Origin of the sequence: Pseudomonas sp. SWRI22, assembly GCF_014268395.2 — a bacterium.
Taxonomy (GTDB): Bacteria; Pseudomonadota; Gammaproteobacteria; order Pseudomonadales; family Pseudomonadaceae; genus Aquipseudomonas; species Aquipseudomonas paracarnis.
On record NZ_JABWQK020000001.1, the window covers coordinates 3,107,235 to 3,126,143 of the forward strand.

Here is an 18,909-nt window from a genome sequence, read left to right on the forward strand (position 1 = left end):
AAAAACGCCGCCGGGCCCAGAGCATGCCCAAGGCCGGGCGGCGTGTCATCTAGCCGTGATTAACGTTGCGCTTGAGCGCTCAGTTCAGCTGCCGGGGCCGCTTCGGTTTTCACCGGGTTGGCCGGCCAGGCCTTGCGGTCCAGGTCCAGGTCGGGGAACTGGCTGGAATCGAACACCGGGGTCTTGATACCCGCCGCGCGCTGGTTGTCGTAGTCGTTGAGGATGCGCATGGCAATCTTGAACAGGAACGCCAGGGCGAACAGGTTGACGAACGCGAGCATGGTCATGGTGATGTCGGCGAAGGCAAACACCGTGCTCAAGTTCTCGATGGAGCCCCAGAAAATCAGCACCAGCACCAAAGCGCGATAACCCATCAGCACCTTGCGGTTGTTGCCGACCAGGAAGCGCAGGTTGCTCTCGCCCAGGTAGTAGTTGTACATGATCGACGTGAACACGAACAACGCCAGGGCCACCGAGATGAACATGCGGCCCCAGTCACCCACTACTGCCGCCAGGGAGTTCTGGGTCAGGGCAATGCCGTCGCCTTCAAAGCCTGGGGTGTAGAAACCCGACAGCAGGATCAGCAACGCAGTACAGGTGCAGATCACGAAGGTGTCGAGGAACACGCTGAACGCTTGCACCACGCCTTGGGCGATAGGGTGTTCTACCGACGCCACTGCCGCCACGTTAGGCGCACTGCCCAAGCCTGCTTCGTTGGCGAACACGCCGCGCTTTACACCCATGATGATCGCGCTGCCCACCAGGCCACCGAAGGCTTGGTCGAGGCCGAACGCGCTCTTGACGATGGTCGCGAGCATGGCCGGTACGTGGTCGAATTGCAGCACGATCACGTACAGGGTCACGGCGATGTAGACCAGGGTCTTGACCGGCACCAGCAGGTCGGCGATCGAGGCGATACGCTTGATCCCGCCGATGAACACCAGGCCCAGCAACACCGCCAGCGCGAGGCCGGTGTAGGTGGTGTCGAGCCCGAAGGCGTTGTTCAGCGAGTGGGTGACAGCGTGTGCTTGCAGGCCGTTGAAGGCAAAGCCGAAGGTCACCAGCAGCAGGAACGCCATGACCATCCCCAGCCAGCGCTTGTGCAGGCCGTGCTGGATGTAATACGCCGGGCCGCCACGGTAGGTGCCTTCAGCGTCGGTGCGCTTGTACAACTGGCCGAGGGAGCACTCGATAAAGCTCGAAGACATGCCCACCAGCGCGGTGACCCACATCCAGAACACGGCACCCGGGCCACCCAACGTCACGGCAATGCCGACACCGGCGATGTTACCGGCACCCACGCGGCCGGCCAGGCTGAGCATCAGCGCCTGGAACGAGCTGAGTTGGCCGGCGCTGCTCTTGAGGCTGTCTTTAAACACCGAGAACATGTGGAAAAAGTGACGCAACTGCACGAAACGCGAGCGGATCGTGAAATAACCGCCGAGCCCGACTATGAGCACGATCAGTACTTTCCCTGAGAGGAAGTCGTTGATGACTTCGAGCATGGAGTGTTCCTCGCTGATTTTTCTAATGGCAAACGCAGGACGGTCCGACGCATCGCTCGGCACCAGGCAGTGCACGACGCTCGATCCCCATCCTTTTGCGGGTGTTGTTATTCATGCGCTTTCGCGTGGTTCCCGGGCCTCGTTACCGACAGCCGCAGACGCGAAGAGGGGCGGCACTATACCTAGGCGAGCGTGATCCGTCTGCACGGGGCGATTAAAGGTTTCAGCGCGGTCGCGGAAGGGGAGGAAGGTTTGCGGTGCGATATTAGATTTTTTATGGGCGTCATGGAGCAACCTCAAGGCAAAAAAAAGGGCCTGAAGAACGAGCCTTCAGGCCCTCAAAAGGTGAGAGGTGTCTAGTCCCTCAACCTGGTGAGCGGTGCAACAAACGCTTAGGCCTTCAGCGGGACCAAGCGTGGAGCGATCATGTTTTCCGGGCGCAGGATGTCGTCGAGCATGGTGTCGTCGAGCAAGCCTTCTTCACGCACCAGTTCCAGCACGCCGCGCCCGCTTTCAAGAGCGATACGCGCAATGCGGGTGGCGTTTTCATAGCCGATATACGGGTTCAGCGCGGTGACCAGGCCGATGGAATGCTCCACCAGTTCGCGGCAGCGTGCTTCGTTGGCGGTGATGCCGACGATGCAGTGCTCGCGCAGCATGTCCATGGCGCGTTGCAGCAGGCGGATCGAGTCGAAGATCTTGAAGGCGATCAGCGGCTCCATCACGTTCAACTGCAATTGTCCGCCTTCGGCTGCCATGGTCAGGGCCAGGTCGTTACCGATCACCTGGAATGCCACCTGGTTAACCGCTTCCGGAATCACCGGGTTGACCTTGCCGGGCATGATCGAGCTGCCTGGCTGGCGTGCCGGCAGGTTGATCTCGTTGATGCCGGTGCGTGGGCCGCTGGACAGCAGGCGCAAGTCGTTGCAGATCTTGGACAGCTTCACGGCGGTACGCTTGAGCATGCCGGAGAACAGTACAAAGGCGCCCATGTCGGAGGTGGCTTCGATCAAGTCGGCCGCCGGTACCAGCGGCTGGCCGCTGATGGTGGCCAGGCGTTGTACGGCCAGGGCCTGGTAACGTGGGTCGGCGTTGATGCCGGTGCCGATGGCGGTGCCGCCCAGGTTCACTTCGGTGAGCAGCTCCGGTGCCAGGGTCTTCAGGCGCGCCAGGTCTTCGCCCAGGGTAGTGGCGAAAGCGCGGAATTCCTGGCCGAGGGTCATCGGCACGGCGTCTTGTAACTGGGTGCGGCCCATTTTCAGCACATGGCTGAACTCGGCGCCTTTGGCGGCGAACGCCTGGATCAGGCTGTCGAGGCTGGCCAGCAGCGCGTCATGGCCCAACAGCAGACCCAGGCGGATCGCGGTCGGGTAGGCGTCGTTGGTCGACTGCGCCATGTTCACGTCGTTGTTGGGGTGCAGGTACTGGTATTCGCCCTTCTGGTGACCCATGGCCTCCAGCGCGATGTTGGCGATGACTTCGTTGGCATTCATGTTGGTTGAAGTGCCGGCGCCGCCTTGAATCATGTCCACCACGAACTCTTCGTGGAAATCGCCGCGGATCAGACGAGCACAGGCTTCGCTGATGGCAGCGTGCTTGGCTTCGCTGAGCTGGCCCAACTCGCGGTTGGCGTCAGCGGCCGCTTGCTTGACCATTGCCAGACCGACCACCAATTTCGGGTAATGCGAAATCGGAACGCCCGAGAGGCGGAAGTTATTCACCGCTCGCAGGGTCTGGATGCCGTAATACGCTTGAGCCGGTACTTCGAGTACGCCAAGCAGGTCTTTTTCGGTACGGAATGATGCAGCAGAGGACATGACGGAAATCATCTCAATATGGACCCGGAACTGGCCGGAACGCTGCGAATGCTAGGCTTGTAGAACTTTTTGGGCCAATGCTGTTAAACACTGGCCTATGCACAAACGGCATAATGTGGATGTGACCCGGTTATCTTGGCGGGCGTGTGTGCCAAAATGGTGCATTCCGTGGGAGGCAGTGATGAACCTTGAGAGCAAGTGGTTGGAAGACTTCAGCGCCCTGGCGGCGACGCGTAGTTTTTCCCAGGCGGCTGAGCGGCGCTTTGTCACCCAGCCGGCGTTCAGTCGGCGTATCCGCAGCCTGGAAGCCGCGCTGGGGCTGACGTTGGTCAACCGTTCACGCACGCCGGTGGAACTGACAGCGGCCGGGCAGTTGTTTCTGGTGACGGCGCGCACCGTGGTCGAACAGCTCGGTGAAGTACTGCGCCATTTGCATCACCTGGAAGGCGGGCAGGGCGAAGTCATGCAAGTGGCGGCCGCCCACTCCCTGGCCTTGGGGTTCTTCCCGCGCTGGATCGCTCAGTTGCGCAACGAGGGCTTGAATATCGCCACGCGGCTGGTGGCCACCAACGTCGGCGACGCCGTGCACGCCCTGCGCGAAGGCGGTTGCGACCTGATGCTGGCGTTCTACGACCCGGACGCGGCGATGCAAATGGACGCCGAGATTTTCCCGTCGCTGCATCTGGGCAACACCGAAATGCTCCCGGTGTGCGCCGCCGATGCCGAGGGTAAGCCGCTGTTCGACCTGGAGGGCGAGGGCAGCGTGCCGCTGCTGGCCTACAGCGCCGGCGCGTTCCTGGGCCGCTCGGTGAATTTGCTGCTGCGCCAGAGGGCTCTGCGCTTTACCACCATCTATGAAACCGCCATGGCCGACAGCCTCAAGAGCATGGCGCTCGAAGGCTTGGGGATCGCCTGGGTGCCGCAGTTGAGCGTACGTGCAGAGTTGGCACGTGGCGAACTGGTGGTGTGCGGCGGGCCGCAATGGCATGTGCCGCTGGAGATTCGCTTGTATCGCTGCGCGTTGGTGCGCAAGGCGAATGTGCGGTTGTTGTGGAGGAAGCTCGAGAGTGGCATTGCAGTGAGTTCCTCCGCCTAAGCGGAGGAAAGCCAATGATCGAACCGATGGGAATACAGCGGTATAAAGAGGTGTCGGTATTAATCTTTGTTGGCTAGGTAATTCTTAATATTTTGCCGATTGGCGGGGCTGAAAGTGTAAGTAGTGGAACTGCTACTGTAGGGTGTCATATAGGTATGAGTCTTAATGTCCTCGTACCAGGTTCCGAATAGCCACCAGGCCTCAAGGAGCTTAAGGCCACTGGCCCAGCGGCGCTTGACATGAACTTCAGAGTCGTCATGTTTGGCTCCTAATAAATGACCGATCTCATGCGCGATGACTTCTGGCGAGACCAATGATGCGATGGCGTATGTTCCGCCTTGGGTTTCCCCGTATGTGCTCGCGATGCCTAAAACCGTATCATTTAATTTGTCGTTGGTGACGAGAAGGACTTTGGTCAGCTCATTGGTTTCTAGGCCTTCTTTCGTCATATCTTCTAGAAGTTGAGCGCCGACCGCACTCCAGCGTGTGGCAGCGACCTCAATAACATCGCCTTTGTATTCCATGTTGCTTTGGGGCTCGCCCTGGGCGAAGACGACATTGATTTTTCGCTCTGCGAAGCTTTCCAGTTCTTTTACGACTGCGTGAAAGTAATCAGCGTAAATGGTCTTTCGTTTTGTCTGCGTCACGTCATCATGAATGGCGGCGATAATGGTAATGTCTTTTTTTTGTGTGCGTTCGACTGTCTTAGTCATCCTTTAATCCTTTCAAGAAGTTCCAAGTTATAGAGAGTGAGTCAGGGTGCCAGCGAGTTTATTGATGAAGGTTTCCGCCTGGCGGTAATTAACTCTCTACGTTACGGTGAAGCGGCGCTGTGTTACCCAATCGACGCATCCGCAGCCTGGAGAGCTCGGTGAAGTGCTGCGCCATTTACATCACCTCGAAGGCGGGCTGGGCGAAAGCATGCAAGAGGTGGCGGCGCACCCCCTGGTGCCGGGCTTCTTCCCTCGTTGGATCGCGCAACTGTGCAATAAAGGCCTGAGCATCGCCTGGGTGCCACAATTGAGCGTGCGTGCGGAACTGGCCCGTGGCGAACGGCTGGTGCGCGGCGGGCCGCAATGGCATGTGCCGCTGGAGATTCGCTTGTATCGCTGCGCGTTGGTGCGTAAGGCCAATGTGCGGTTGTTGTGGCGCAAGCTGGAAGGTGGGGCGGCGCAAGGAGATCAAGGTTTCGCTTGAATGACATTGAGTGGTTTAGTGCTCAATAGATCGCTTTTTGTCATTTTTTGATCATTTTTCTGACCAAAAGGTATTTTTCAATACGCGATCACTTATGAACATTGAGGCCAATGAGGCCGAAACCATCGAGATCAGCGGCGCTGACCCAGTTGGCTGGGGAGGTGCTCTCGGGGCGCCAAAGCCTGGAGGACCGGCTGACATCCAATGACCCTAGCGTCGACGACGCCGCGTTGCCGCGCTTGATCCAGATGGGCACAAGTGCTGGTGGCGCTCGCGCAAAGGCGATCATTGCCATCAATCGCGAAGGGCATATCTGATCAGGGCAGGTTCCGGCGCCCAAAGGCTATAGCTACTGGTTGCTCAAGTTCGATGTCGCAAAAAACACCGATGTGCTTGCCGATAGCCAGGGGTTTGGTCGCATCGAGTACGCCTACTACTTGATGGCCAGGCAAGCCGGCGTGGTAATGACGGAGTGCCGTCTGCTTGAAGAGGGCTTGCTCACTTCATGACCAAGCGATTCGACCGCACCGATGAAGGTGACAACATTCACACCGCGACCTTGTGCGCGCTGGATCATGCCGACTACAAAAAACCGGGTGAGTACTCCTACGCCGAGGCCCTGAACGTGTTCAGGGCGCTGAAACTGGGGCGTCGGGAGGCGGAGCAGTTTTTCAGGCGCATGGTGTTCAACGTTATCGCTCGAAATCAGGACGACCACACCAAGAACATCAGCTTTTTGCTGGACACTGACGGTACCTGGTATTTGTCGCCTGCCTATGACGTTACCTGGTCCTATATGCCTGGAAATTTCTGGGTCGACAGCCATCAGATGAGCATCAACGGTAGGCGCGACCATTTTGTGGTGGCTGACCTGCTCAGTGTGGGCAGCCAGATCAAAGGGCTGAAGGCCAAGCAGATCATCCGCGAGGTGCATGAAGCGGTGATGCAATGGCCCGTGATCGCTGCAAAAACGGGGGTCTCGTCGGTGATGATCAATGCCATTGCCAAGACCCATCGACTGGACCTTTTGCCTGACTCTTAAGTCAATAAAACCGCCACTTTGCGCCGCTAGACAGATGGTCATCCCAGGGGCTGTTTATCTGGATTATTACGGTATACTGCGCGGCCTTCGGCCGGTCCAAACCGGCCTTAATTCGTACACCAAGCCACGCTGGATTTCCCGCGTGGCTTGTTGTTTTTTGACGCGCCTGCGGGCGCCCAGAGAGAAGAGGCACGACGATGAGTGCATTGGTTGGCGTGATCATGGGCTCCAAGTCCGATTGGTCCACCCTTAGCCACACCGCCGATATGCTGGAAAAACTCGGCATTCCGTACGAAGTGAAGGTGGTCTCCGCCCACCGCACCCCGGATTTGCTGTTCCAGTATGCCGATGAAGCAGAATCCCGTGGCATCGAGGTGATCATCGCCGGTGCCGGCGGCGCGGCGCACTTGCCTGGCATGTGTGCGGCCAAGACTCACCTGCCCGTGCTTGGCGTGCCGGTGCAGTCGTCGATGCTCTCGGGCGTGGATTCGCTGTTGTCCATTGTGCAGATGCCGGCTGGCATTCCGGTGGCAACCCTGGCGATCGGCAAGGCCGGTGCGATCAACGCAGCCTTGCTGTCCGCCAGCATCCTGGGCGCCAAGCACCCGCAGTTTCATGCGGTGCTGAAAAAATTCCGTGCTGAGCAGACAGACAGCGTGCTGGACAATCCAGACCCACGCATCGCCTGAGGTTGTTGACGATGAAAATCGGTGTAATCGGTGGCGGCCAACTGGGCCGCATGCTGGCTTTGGCGGGTACGCCGCTGGGGATGAACTTCGCTTTCCTGGACCCGGCGCCGGACGCCTGCGCTGCGGCCCTGGGTGAACACCTGCGCGCTGACTACAGCGACCCGGACCACCTGCGCCAATTGGCCGATGAAGTTGACCTTGTGACCTTCGAATTCGAAAGCGTCCCGGCCGAAACCGTGGCCTTCCTGTCGCAGTTCGTGCCGGTGTACCCGAGCGCCGAAGCCTTGCGCATCGCTCGCGATCGCTGGTTCGAAAAGAGCATGTTCAAGGACCTGGGCATTCCGACCCCGGCCTTCGCCGATATCCAGTCCCAGGCGGACCTGGACGCGGCGGTCGCCAGCATCGGCCTGCCGGCGGTGTTGAAAACCCGCACCCTGGGCTACGACGGCAAGGGCCAGAAAGTCCTGCGTACCGCTGCCGATGTGGTCGGCACTTTTGCCGAGCTCGGCAGCGTTGCCTGCCTGCTGGAAGGCTTCGTGCCGTTCACCGGCGAAGTCTCGCTGATTGCCGTACGCGCCCGTGATGGCGAAACCCGCTTTTACCCGTTGGTGCACAACACCCACGTCAACGGCATCCTGAAAGTGTCGGTAGCCAGTACTGACCACCCGCTGCAGGCCCTGGCCGAAGACTATTCCAGCCGTGTGCTCAAGCAGCTGGATTACGTTGGTGTAATGGCGTTCGAGTTCTTTGAAGTCGACGGCGGCCTCAAAGCCAACGAAATCGCCCCGCGTGTGCACAACTCCGGGCACTGGACCACCGAAGGCGCCGAGTGCAGCCAGTTCGAAAACCACCTGCGGGCGGTGGCGGGCTTGCCGTTGGGCTCCACGGCCAAGGTCGGCGAGAGCGCCATGCTCAACTTCATCGGCTCTGTACCGCCGGTGGAGCGTGTGATGGCGATCGACGATTGTCACGTGCATCACTACGGCAAGGCCTTCAAGGCCGGGCGCAAGGTCGGCCACGCCAACCTGCGTTGCAAGGACCGTGCGACGCTGCAGGCGCAGATCCTCAAGGTTGAAGCGCTGATCGCCGAACAATAAGCCTGACCACGGCGGGAACCATTGGGGTTCTGCGTCTCTCTGATTGCAGGATGCCAAAGGCTGACTAGGCTTTGGCATGACTCATACCAATCAGAGGGAAATGCCATGGGTATCATCGGAACCATTTTTATCGGCTTGATCGTCGGCCTGCTGGCGCGCTTCCTCAAGCCTGGCGACGACAGCATGGGCTGGATCATGACCATCCTGCTGGGTATCGCCGGTTCCCTGGCCGCGACCTACGGCGGTCAGGCCCTGGGGATCTACCAGGCAGGCCAGGGCGCAGGTTTCATCGGCGCGCTGGTGGGTGCCATCGTGTTGCTGGTGATCTACGGCCTGATTAAAAAGAAGTAATCAGCCGACAAAGTCCTCTGCGCTGCGCAGGCGCAGAGGGCTAGAATGCTCGGCCCTTGTATTTGCCGAGCCTCTCCATGCGCCGTCTTCTGTTAACGCTTCTTCTGCTGGGCTCTGGCCTGGCGCACGCTGGCGAACTGCCGGAAACCGACTGGCTCGACCTGATGCCGCTGTCGGATCAGAAAGCTCTCGAAGCCATGCCCGAGATCGACCACAACTCCCCCGAAGCTCAAGGCACGTTCACCGAAAAGGGTGGCTTGAAGCAGAGCAAGGGCCTGCCTGCGGTGATGTATTCCACCAAGACCGTAGCGGCCATGAACGGCAAGAATATCCGCATTGGCGGCTATCCGGTGCCGCTTGAAACGGACGCCAAGGGCCGCAGCACATTGTTCTTCCTGGTGCCTTACCCGGGCGCCTGCATACACGTGCCGCCACCGCCGCCTAATCAACTGGTGCTGGTGCGCTATCCCAAGGGGTTGAAGCTGGATGATATCTACACGCCGCTGTGGGTCACGGGCACGTTGAAGGTGGAGAAGGTCAATAACGACTTGGCGGATGCCGCGTATGCGCTGGAGGCCGGGAAGGTTCGGGTGGTGCAGGAGTCTGATCTCTAAAGCCCAAAGCATAACCCCTGTGGGAGCTGGCTTGCCTGCGATAGCAGCGCCTCGGTGTTCCTGATACACCCAGTTGCCTGCATCGCAGGCAAGCCAGCTCCCACATTGGGTTGGGTTTACAAGGCCTGGGCCGTGATGCTCACGCCCAAGGTGTGGCTTTCCCCGGGCGCCAGGTTCACCACATCGTCCAGCACGTTGGCCGTCTCGATGCACAACATACCCTGCCAGCCGTCATCGGCCATATCGTCGAAAGCCTTGGCGCGTTCGGTCCAGGGGTTCCAGACCACGGTGGATTTCGAGCCTTCGCTGGTGAGCTGGATACGGCGCTGCCAATCGCTATCGACGATATTCAGCTGTGCCGGCGTATTCAGGTAAATGCGGTCTGTTTCGGCGCTGAAGTGCAGCAGCCCGGCTTGCTGTTTCTCGGCCCACCCGTCGGCGGTATCGATGTAGGCCACGCCATCCAGGCCCTCGACCTGAACCTTGCGCACATCGCTCACGGCGAAGTAGGTGTGCAATGCCTGGCTGAGGGTCACGATGTCGGCGCCGCGGTTGTGGCTGGTCAGGCGGATGTGCAGTTGGTCATCCAACAGCAGGCTCAGCGTCAGGTCTACCTGATGGGGCCAGCCTGGAAAGCCGCCAGCCGGCACCGGCAATATCAGGTCCACTCGCAGCGTCTGGCCGTCGAGTTCGGTGGTGGCCAATTCCCAGCGGGCGGTGCGCACAAAACCGTGGGCGCCGGCAGGCTGATTACTCTGGCGCATGGCTTTGACACTTTGCGGGTTGCGGTCGAACACCCCGAACCACGGCCAGCACACCGGTACGCCAGTACGAATGCCTTTGCCCTGCTTGAACACGGCCTCAGGGTTCGGCCAGATCAGCGGCTGTTCGCCCTCGCGCTGGTAACTGAAGATATGCGCACCCTGTTGGGCCACCATCAACTCGGCGCCGTTGTGGCGGATGCACCAGCAGTCCAGCTCGTCGATTTTTACCGTCTCAACGTGGGGCGTAGGCATGACAAAGCTCTCTTAGTGGCAGGCAATGGGGCAATTGACCGTTAAAACCCGGCGAGGTTTAACGCGCCCGTGACGGTACCGAGCGCGTGCGGCCGCTGCCATCGATGGCGACGAACACGAATACGGCTTCGGTCACCTTGCGCCATTCGCTGGACAACGGATCGTCGCTCCACACTTCGACCATCATCTGGATCGAACTGCGGCCGATTTCCAGGGCCTGGGTATAGAAGGAAAGCTGCGCACCCACGGCCACCGGCACCAGAAACGCCATGCGATCAATGGCCACGGTGGCCACGCGCCCACCGGCGACCTTGCTGGCCATTGCCGTGCCGGCGAGGTCCATCTGCGCGACCAGCCAGCCGCCGAAGATATCGCCAAAACCGTTGGTTTCACGCGGGAGCGCGGTGATTTGCAGGGCGAGATCGCCTTGCGGGATAGGATCTTCTTGTTCGAGTTCGATCATGCCGAGGGTGCCTCTGACCCGTGACGCTTCATGGGTATTTCAAGTGGATAGCCGTCTTCTTAGAAAAACGTTTCAGCACCAACATACACCGCTCGATGCGTTTCTCGTAAGGCGAACTAAAGGGAAACTCTGCCAAATCGGCTGGATGGCACCCAACAACGTTTTGGCACAGCAGCCCCTCAAGACAGCGGGTCTGGCGCTTGCACCGGCGAGTATATCGAGACCCTGGCGCCACGACGACCTCCCGACGCTCATTTGGTCGGTAAATAGACGCTGTATCGGGGCTTTTGCGCGCAACTGTGCTCCTGGCGCTGTGCTTTTTCGGGCGATTTGCTATCTTGCCAAACCCGCCGCAAGTCACGGGCGTGCAGTCCTTTACGATGATTACTATAAGAGAAGCCTTGCCATGTCCTCCGTGCCCGCAAGCAGTGCGCAACCCTCGCGCCCGCTGACCCGCAACGACTACAAAACCCTGTCGCTGTCTGCCCTGGGTGGAGCGCTGGAGTTCTACGACTTCATCATCTTTGTGTTTTTCGCCACCGTGGTCGGGAAACTGTTCTTCCCTGTCGACATGCCCGAATGGCTGCGCATGATGCAGACCTTCGGCATCTTCGCCGCCGGCTACCTGGCGCGCCCCTTGGGCGGCATCATCATGGCGCACTTCGGTGACCTGCTGGGGCGCAAGAAGATGTTCACCCTGAGCATTTTCATGATGGCCGTACCCACCCTGATCATGGGTCTGCTGCCCACCTACGCGCAGATCGGCCTGTGGGCGCCGGTCCTGTTGCTGCTGATGCGCATCATCCAGGGCGCGGCGATCGGCGGCGAAGTACCGGGCGCCTGGGTGTTCGTCTCCGAACACGTCCCGCCGCGCCACATCGGCTACGCCTGCGGCACCCTGACCAGCGGCCTCACCGCCGGTATTCTGCTGGGCTCGTTGGTGGCTACCGCCATCAATAGCGCCTATACACCGGAACAGGTCTCTGATTACGCCTGGCGGATTCCTTTCCTGCTCGGCGGCGTATTCGGCCTGCTGTCGGTGTACCTGCGTCGTTGGCTGCATGAAACCCCGATCTTCGCCGAGATGCAGCAACGCAAGAGCCTGGCCGCTGAACTGCCCTTGCGCGCCGTGTTGCGCGATCACCGTGGCGCCATTGTGCTGTCGATGCTGCTGACCTGGCTATTGTCGGCCGGCGTGGTGGTAGTCATCCTGATGACCCCGACCGTGCTGCAAACCATCTACCACTTCAGCCCTACGGTTGCGCTGCAAGCCAATAGTCTGGCCATCGTGACCCTGAGCCTGGGTTGCATCGCCTCGGGTGCGCTGGCCGACCGCTTTGGAGCCGGTCGCGTGCTGGTCACAGGTTGCGCACTGCTGCTGGCGACTTCCTGGACGCTGTATCACAGCCTGATGGCACACCCCGACTGGCTGTTCCCGTTGTATGCCTTGACGGGTCTGTTTGTCGGCACCATCGGCGTGGTGCCCTACGTGATGGTCAAAGCTTTCCCGCCGGTGGTGCGCTTCAGCGGTCTGTCGTTCTCCTACAACGTTGCTTATGCCGTGTTCGGCGGGTTGACGCCATTGGCGGTGTCGCTGCTGATGAAGGAGAGCCCGATGGGCCCGGCTTACTATGTGGCCGTCCTGTGTGTGATGGGGATGCTGGTGGGCGGGTATCTGTGGAAACGCGGTCGCTGAAGCCTGCACATTCAGATAGTGGCCTTTCATCTAATTGTCATATTTCAGACATAGAGTGTTCACACGGCCTGCCGATACTTGGCCCCGATCCAATTATCCCTATCTGCTAGGAGCAAGGCATGAAACTGAAACGTTTGATGGCGGCAATGACTTTTGTCGCTGCTGGCGTTGCGACCGCCAACGCGGTGGCCGCTGGTGTTGATCCGGCAATCCCGGCTTACGTCAAGACCACTGGTGTGTCGGGCAACCTGTCCAGCGTCGGTTCCGATACCCTGGCTAACCTGATGACCCTGTGGGCCGAGGGTTACAAAAAGGAATACCCGAACGTCAACATCCAGATTCAAGCTGCCGGCTCTGCCACTGCGCCACCTGCGTTGACTGAAGGCACCTCCAACCTGGGCCCGATGAGCCGCAAGATGAAGGACACCGAACTGGCGGCCTTCGAGCAGAAGTACGGCTACAAGCCAACGGCAATCCCGGTTGCCGTGGATGCCCTGGCGGTATTTGTGCACAAGGACAACCCGATCCAGCACCTGACCATGGAACAGGTCGATGCGATCTTCTCGTCGACGCGTCTGTGCGGCGCCAAAGCCGATGTGAAAACCTGGGGTGACCTGGGCGTGACCGGCGACCTGGCCAACAAGCCAGTGCAACTGTTCGGGCGTAACTCGGTATCCGGCACCTACGGCTACTTCAAGGAAGAAGCCCTGTGCAAAGGCGACTACAAGCCAAACGTGAACGAACAACCGGGCTCGGCTTCGGTCGTGCAGTCGATCAGCTCCTCGCTGAACGGCATCGGTTACTCGGGCATCGGCTACAAGACCGCCAGCGTGAAGACCGTGCCATTGGCCAAGAAAGGCAGCACTGACTACATCGAAGACTCCGAAGAAAACGCCCTGAACGGCAAGTATCCGCTGTCGCGTTTCCTCTACGTGTATGTCAACAAAGCCCCGAACAAGCCACTGGCGCCGCTGGAAGCTGAGTTCGTGAAACTGGTGCTGTCCAAGCAGGGCCAGGAAGTAGTGGTCAAAGACGGCTACATCCCACTGCCAGCCAAAGTCGCCGCCAAGGCCCTGGCTGACCTGGGTCTGAAAGAAGGCAACTAAGCCTGCGATACCTGATGTAGACGCATGCTTTTCTGTGGGAGCGGGCTTGCCCGCGATGCTGGCGACGCGGTTTAGCGTTGAAATCGTGTTGATGCCATCGCGGGCAAGCCCGCTCCCACATAAGCAGTCTGCATCCCTAATTTTTTATCCGCTGCCAGCCCTGCTTCGCGGCGGATTTGTTGCGTCACTGCACTGTCATCTTTCTGTCATACAGGATCGCTAGGGTGTGCGCATGAATGATCTGGCCAATTCCACCATGACGACGACTTCCCCTCCCAAGCGCATTGATTTCAATACGCCTGAGCTGCAACGCAAGCGCCGCATCCGCGCGCTCAAGGATCGCTTCACCCGTTGGTATGTGCTGGTCGGCGGCCTCGCCGTGCTGGCCGCCATTACCCTGATCTTCTTCTTCCTCGCCTATGTGGTTGCGCCATTGTTCCAGGGCGCCTCGTTGACCAAGGAAGACGCGTTGACGCCCGCTTGGATGCAGGACGCCGGCAAGCCGTTGATGATCTCCCTCGAAGAACAGAACCAGGTCGCCATGCGGGTTTCCGACAAGGGCCAGGCGCTGTTCTTTGCCGTGGACACCGGTGCCGAGCTCAAGCGTGTCGACCTGCCGATTCCGGCCGGTACCAGCGTTGCTTCCATTGGTGAAGATCAGCCGGGCAGCCCGCTGGTGATTCTCGGCTTGTCCAATGGCCAGTCTTTGGTGTTTCGCCACACCTATAAGGTGTCGTATCCGGACGGCAACAAAACCATCAGTCCAGCGATCGAGTACCCCTACGGCGAAACGCCGATCATGCTGGATGACGCCGGTCGCCCGCTGGAACACGTTGCGCTCAACGCCACCGACACCTCCCTGGTGGTGGCAGGTTCCGCCGGTTCGCACTTGAACGTGCTGACCCTGAGCCGCGAAGAAAACATGATGACCGGTGAAGTCACCAGCGAGCAGAAGCGCGTCGAGCTGCCGCAGATGACCGAGCCGGTGAAGGCGATCTTCATCGACCCACGCCAGCAGTGGTTGTATGTGATCAACGGTCGTGCCCTGGCCGACGTGTTCAGCCTGCGCGACAAGAGCCTCAACGGTCGCTACAAACTGCTGGAAGACGCCGACACGGAAATCACCGCCAGCACCCAGTTGGTCGGCGGCATCTCGCTGATCCTGGGTAACTCCAAAGGCGGCCTGGCCCAGTGGTTCATGGCCCGCGACCCGGATGGCGAACAGCGCCTGAAGCAGATCCGCACCTTCCAGATGGGCACCGCGCCCATCGTCGAAATCAGCGCTGAAGAGCGCCGCAAAGGCTTCACCGCCCTGGATGCTGCTGGCCAGTTCGGCGTGTTCCACAGCACTGCCCACCGCACCTTGCTGGTGGACCCGGTGGTCGACGGCCAGGGTCTGTTCGGCATGTCGCCACGGGCCAACCGTGTGATTGTCGAGGCGGGTGGCAAGCTGCAACCGTTGTTGCTCGACAACCCGCACCCGGAAGTGTCGTGGAGCGCGTTGTGGAGCAAGGTCTGGTACGAGAACTACGACGAGCCTAAATACGTCTGGCAATCCACGGCCGCCAACACTGACTTCGAACCCAAGATGAGCCTGGCCCCGCTGACCTTCGGTACCTTGAAGGCCGCGTTCTACGCCATGTTGCTGGCGGCGCCACTGGCGGTTGCTGCAGCGATCTACACCGCTTACTTCATGGCGCCGAGCCTGCGCCGCAAGGTCAAGCCGGTGATCGAGCTGATGGAAGCCATGCCGACGGTGATCCTCGGATTCTTCGCCGGCCTGTTCCTGGCGCCGTATGTGGAAGGGCACCTGCCGGGCATTTTCAGCCTGTTGATGCTGTTGCCGATTGGCATCCTGGTCGCCGGCTTTGTCTTCAGCCGCTTGCCTGAGTCGATCCGCCTGCGCGTTCCCGATGGTTGGGAAAGCGCGATCCTGATTCCTGTGATCCTGTTGGTGGGCTGGCTCTCGCTGTACATGAGCCCGTACCTGGAAACCTGGTTCTTCGGCGGTGACATGCGCATGTGGATCTCCCACGATCTGGGCATTACCTACGACCAGCGCAACGCGTTGGTGGTCGGCCTGGCCATGGGTTTTGCGGTGATCCCGAACATCTACTCCATCGCCGAAGACGCCGTGTTCAGCGTGCCACGCGGCCTGACTCTGGGTTCCCTGGCCCTGGGCGCCACGCCGTGGCAGACCATGACCCGCGTGGTCATCCTCACCGCCAGCCCGGGCATCTTCTCGGCGCTGATGATCGGCATGGGCCGCGCTGTGGGCGAGACCATGATCGTACTGATGGCTACCGGTAACACCCCGGTGATGGAGATGAACCTGTTCGAGGGCCTGCGCACCCTGGCGGCCAACGTTGCGGTGGAGATGCCCGAGTCGGAAGTGGGCGGCAGTCATTACCGCGTGCTGTTCCTCTCGGCGCTGGTGCTGCTGTTGTTCACCTTCATCATGAACACCCTCGCCGAGCTGATTCGTCAGCGTCTGCGCAAGAAATACTCGTCGCTTTAAGAAAGGTAGAAGTCTGTGAAACAGAACTCCCTGAATGGATGGTTCAAGAGCGGCGCCCCCGGCGTCTGGATCAGCGGTGGCGCGGTGTCCATCGCGGTCATCATGACCATTGGTTTGCTGGCTGTGATTGCGGTGCGGGGCCTGGGCCATTTCTGGCCGGCCGACCTGATCCAGGCGAACTACAACGTGCCAGGCCAGGCCAACCACATCGTCATCGGCGAAGTGGTGCAGAAAGAAGAAGTGCCGCGCGAGCGCCTGAAAAGCGCGGGCCTGCCGGTGCCGGACCAAGGCCCGGAATTCATGACCCGTGAGCTGATCAAGGTCGGCAACCGCGACCTGAACGGTAACGACTTCACCTGGATTGTCGGTGAGTGGCTGAAGGACCAGACCAAGCCTGCGAACCTGATGGCCATCGAGCGTCGTGAGTGGGGCAACTTCTACGGCACCCTGGTCAACGTCAAGCAGGACGGCAAGGTGATTGCCGAAGGCGAGGCCGCGTGGCCGGAGCTGCAAGCCCGCGTGGACCGCGTGAACAAGCTGGCCGCTCAGCTCAAGAGCCTGGAAAAAACCGACATTGGCGCGATCAACGCCGGGCTGGAGCGCATCCGCCTGCACGGTCGCAAACTGGAACTTGAAGGCAAGCTCGACGCTGCCGCCCAGGCCGACATGGACGCCGACCGCGCCGAGCTGAACGCCCGCTACCAGGACATCGAAGCGCGCCTGGCCGACCTGCATGCCCAGTTCAACCGCGACGCCCTGACGGCGCGTGACGGCAACGGCAAGGAAGTGGAAATCGGCATCGGCAAAGTGGTGCACGCCTACCAGCCGAACGCCATGGGCACGATGACCAAAATCGGCTTCTACTTCAGCAAGGTCTGGGAATTCCTCAGCGATGACCCACGGGAAGCCAACACCGAAGGCGGGATCTTCCCGGCCATCTTCGGCACCGTGATGATGACCCTGATCATGGCAATGATCGTGACCCCGTTTGGCGTACTGGCCGCGGTGTACCTGCGTGAGTACGCCAAGCAGAACACCTTGACGCGCATCATCCGCATCGCCGTGAACAACCTGGCCGGCGTACCGGCCATCGTCTACGGCGTGTTCGGCCTGGGCTTCTTCGTGTATGTACTGGGGGGCTCGGTCGACCGTCTGTTCTTCGCTGAAGCGCTGCCTGCGCCGACCTTCGGTACGCCGGGGTTGCTCTGGGCTTCGCTGACCCTGGCGCTGCTGGCGGTACCCGTGGTGATCGTGGCCACCGAAGAAGGCTTGGCGCGGATTCCTCGCACCGTGCGTGAAGGCTCCCTGGCGCTCGGCGCGACCAAGGCGGAAACGTTGTGGAAGATCGTGCTGCCAATGGCCAGCCCGGCGATGATGACCGGCATGATCCTCGCCGTGGCCCGTGCCGCGGGTGAGGTGGCACCGCTGATGCTGGTGGGTGTAGTGAAGCTGGCGCCGTCGCTGCCGCTGGATGGCAACTACCCGTACTTGCACCTGGACCAGAAGATCATGCACCTGGGCTTCCATATTTATGACGTCGGCTTCCAGAGCCCCAACGTCGAAGCCGCACGGCCGTTGGTGTACGCCACCGCCTTGCTGCTGGTACTGGTGATCGCCACGCTCAACCTGTCGGCAGTGTGGATTCGTAACCACCTGCGCGAAAAATACAAAGCGCTGGACAGCTAATGCGATCCAATGTGGGAGCTGGCTTGCCTGCGATGGCATCACCGCGGTTTTACTGCAATACCGCGCCACCCGCATCGCAGGCAAGCCAGCTCCCACAGGGCTCGGTGTCAGGCACAGAATTTGAGTAAGCCGCCCCGGCGGTTCAACGAAATGAATTGGTAGCACAGGGAGCATCCCATGCAACACGAAACCCAATCCCACGGCATCAACATGTCTGCCCTGGGTCGCGACAAGCAGAGCCTGAGCCTGGCCCAGGAAACCGTGGCCATCGAAGTACCGGGCCTGAGTCTGTACTACGGTGACAAGCAGGCGCTGTTCGACGTCAGCATGAACATCCCCAAACAGCGTGTGACCGCCTTCATCGGCCCGTCGGGCTGCGGCAAGTCGACGTTGTTGCGTACCTTCAACCGCATGAATGACCTGGTGGACGGTTGCCGTGTAGAAGGTGCAATCAACCTCTACGGCACCAATATCTACCGCAAGGGCGAAGACGTGGCCGAGCTGCGTCGCCGCGTGGGCATGGTGTTCCAGAAGCCCAACCCGTTCCCCAAGACCATCTACGAAAACGTGGTCTACGGCCTGCGTATCCAGGGCATCAACAAGAAACGCATCCTCGACGAAGCGGTTGAGTGGGCGCTCAAGGGCGCGGCATTGTGGGACGAGGTCAAGGACCGCCTGCACGAATCGGCACTCGGCTTGTCCGGCGGCCAGCAGCAGCGCCTGGTGATCGCCCGTACCATCGCCGTAGAGCCGGAAGTGTTGCTGCTCGACGAACCGTGCTCGGCGCTCGACCCGATCTCCACCTTGAAAGTCGAAGAGCTGATCTACGAGCTCAAGTCCAAGTTCACCATCGTCATCGTGACCCACAACATGCAACAGGCGGCGCGGGTTTCCGACTACACCGCGTTCATGTACATGGGCAAGCTGGTGGAGTTCGGCGATACCGACACCCTGTTCACCAATCCGGCGAAGAAGCAGACCGAAGACTACATCACCGGTCGCTACGGCTAGTTGGA

The 18,909-nt window shown here is 60.3% G+C and carries 18 protein-coding genes and 1 pseudogene; 14 read left to right on the forward strand and 5 right to left on the reverse strand.

Features of this window, described 5'->3' with window-relative positions:
* Positions 1-59: 59 nt before the first annotated feature.
* Together HU730_RS13595 and aspA are read right to left on the reverse strand one after the other, a co-directional pair.
* On the reverse strand, positions 60-1,505 hold the full coding sequence (locus HU730_RS13595; RefSeq protein WP_034129133.1) for an alanine/glycine:cation symporter family protein: 1,446 nt from the start codon (positions 1,503-1,505) through the stop codon (positions 60-62).
* 392 nt (positions 1,506-1,897) lie between these two features.
* Positions 1,898-3,322, reverse strand: a complete 1,425-nt coding sequence (aspA, locus tag HU730_RS13600; protein ID WP_186527043.1) for an aspartate ammonia-lyase — start codon at positions 3,320-3,322, stop codon at positions 1,898-1,900.
* Positions 3,323-3,503: 181 nt separating this feature from the next.
* On the opposite strand from aspA, the gene HU730_RS13605 reads away from it, so the two are divergent.
* Positions 3,504-4,418, forward strand: a complete 915-nt coding sequence (locus HU730_RS13605) for a LysR substrate-binding domain-containing protein (RefSeq protein ID WP_034129132.1) — start codon at positions 3,504-3,506, stop codon at positions 4,416-4,418.
* A gap of 59 nt (positions 4,419-4,477) precedes the next feature.
* Here the strand turns inward: HU730_RS13605 and HU730_RS13610 are convergent, their stop codons facing one another.
* Positions 4,478-5,131, reverse strand: coding sequence for a reprolysin-like metallopeptidase (locus tag HU730_RS13610; RefSeq protein WP_034129131.1), 654 nt, complete (start codon positions 5,129-5,131; stop codon positions 4,478-4,480).
* A 151-nt stretch (positions 5,132-5,282) separates the two neighbouring features.
* Here HU730_RS13610 and HU730_RS13615 point away from each other — a divergent pair.
* From HU730_RS13615 to HU730_RS13650, 8 genes and pseudogenes are all read left to right on the forward strand, one after another.
* Positions 5,283-5,615: pseudogene (locus HU730_RS13615) on the forward strand (hypothetical protein); the annotation flags it as partial.
* A gap of 110 nt (positions 5,616-5,725) precedes the next feature.
* Complete coding sequence (locus tag HU730_RS13620; RefSeq protein ID WP_052200007.1) at positions 5,726-5,932, forward strand: hypothetical protein; 207 nt, start codon at positions 5,726-5,728, stop codon at positions 5,930-5,932.
* Between the two features lie 39 nt (positions 5,933-5,971).
* Positions 5,972-6,124 (forward strand): hypothetical protein, encoded by a 153-nt coding sequence (locus tag HU730_RS13625; RefSeq protein WP_080757762.1) that lies wholly within the window; start codon positions 5,972-5,974, stop codon positions 6,122-6,124.
* A complete protein-coding gene (locus HU730_RS13630) occupies positions 6,121-6,657 on the forward strand; it encodes a HipA domain-containing protein (protein WP_052200006.1) in 537 nt (178 codons plus the stop codon). The genes HU730_RS13625 and HU730_RS13630 overlap by 4 nt, the downstream gene beginning before the upstream one ends.
* A 197-nt stretch (positions 6,658-6,854) precedes the next feature.
* The gene (gene purE, locus HU730_RS13635; protein ID WP_003195648.1) at positions 6,855-7,346 is read left to right on the forward strand and encodes a 5-(carboxyamino)imidazole ribonucleotide mutase; all 492 of its coding nucleotides are present in this window, start codon (positions 6,855-6,857) and stop codon (positions 7,344-7,346) included.
* 11 nt (positions 7,347-7,357) lie between these two features.
* Positions 7,358-8,443, forward strand: coding sequence for a 5-(carboxyamino)imidazole ribonucleotide synthase (locus HU730_RS13640; protein ID WP_020302828.1), 1,086 nt, complete (start codon positions 7,358-7,360; stop codon positions 8,441-8,443).
* 105 nt (positions 8,444-8,548) lie between these two features.
* Positions 8,549-8,794: a GlsB/YeaQ/YmgE family stress response membrane protein gene (locus tag HU730_RS13645; protein WP_005792540.1), complete on the forward strand. Its 246-nt coding sequence runs from the start codon at positions 8,549-8,551 to the stop codon at positions 8,792-8,794.
* 77 nt (positions 8,795-8,871) lie between these two features.
* Entirely contained in the window at positions 8,872-9,408 is a 537-nt protein-coding gene (locus HU730_RS13650) for a DUF3299 domain-containing protein (RefSeq protein WP_014720519.1), read from the forward strand.
* Positions 9,409-9,524: 116 nt separating this feature from the next.
* On the opposite strand, the gene HU730_RS13655 is transcribed toward HU730_RS13650, so the two are convergent.
* On the reverse strand, positions 9,525-10,424 hold the full coding sequence (locus HU730_RS13655; RefSeq protein ID WP_186527044.1) for a D-hexose-6-phosphate mutarotase: 900 nt from the start codon (positions 10,422-10,424) through the stop codon (positions 9,525-9,527).
* A 58-nt stretch (positions 10,425-10,482) separates the two neighbouring features.
* Entirely contained in the window at positions 10,483-10,887 is a 405-nt protein-coding gene (locus HU730_RS13660) for an acyl-CoA thioesterase (RefSeq protein ID WP_003176975.1), read from the reverse strand.
* Between the two features lie 406 nt (positions 10,888-11,293).
* On the opposite strand from HU730_RS13660, the gene HU730_RS13665 reads away from it, so the two are divergent.
* From HU730_RS13665 to pstB, 5 genes are all read left to right on the forward strand, one after another.
* Positions 11,294-12,583 carry an MFS transporter gene (locus HU730_RS13665; protein WP_034129128.1) on the forward strand — a complete coding sequence of 430 codons (1,290 nt, stop codon included), beginning with the start codon at positions 11,294-11,296 and terminating at the stop codon, positions 12,581-12,583.
* A gap of 119 nt (positions 12,584-12,702) precedes the next feature.
* Complete coding sequence (locus tag HU730_RS13670) at positions 12,703-13,689, forward strand: phosphate ABC transporter substrate-binding protein PstS (protein WP_003195633.1); 987 nt, start codon at positions 12,703-12,705, stop codon at positions 13,687-13,689.
* Between the two features lie 484 nt (positions 13,690-14,173).
* Complete coding sequence (locus tag HU730_RS13675; protein WP_186527048.1) at positions 14,174-16,207, forward strand: ABC transporter permease subunit; 2,034 nt, start codon at positions 14,174-14,176, stop codon at positions 16,205-16,207.
* A gap of 15 nt (positions 16,208-16,222) precedes the next feature.
* Positions 16,223-17,893, forward strand: a complete 1,671-nt coding sequence (gene pstA / locus HU730_RS13680; RefSeq protein WP_034129126.1) for a phosphate ABC transporter permease PstA — start codon at positions 16,223-16,225, stop codon at positions 17,891-17,893.
* Positions 17,894-18,070: 177 nt separating this feature from the next.
* The gene (gene pstB / locus HU730_RS13685) at positions 18,071-18,904 is read left to right on the forward strand and encodes a phosphate ABC transporter ATP-binding protein PstB (protein ID WP_003195626.1); all 834 of its coding nucleotides are present in this window, start codon (positions 18,071-18,073) and stop codon (positions 18,902-18,904) included.
* The last annotated feature ends 5 nt before the right edge of the window (positions 18,905-18,909 follow it).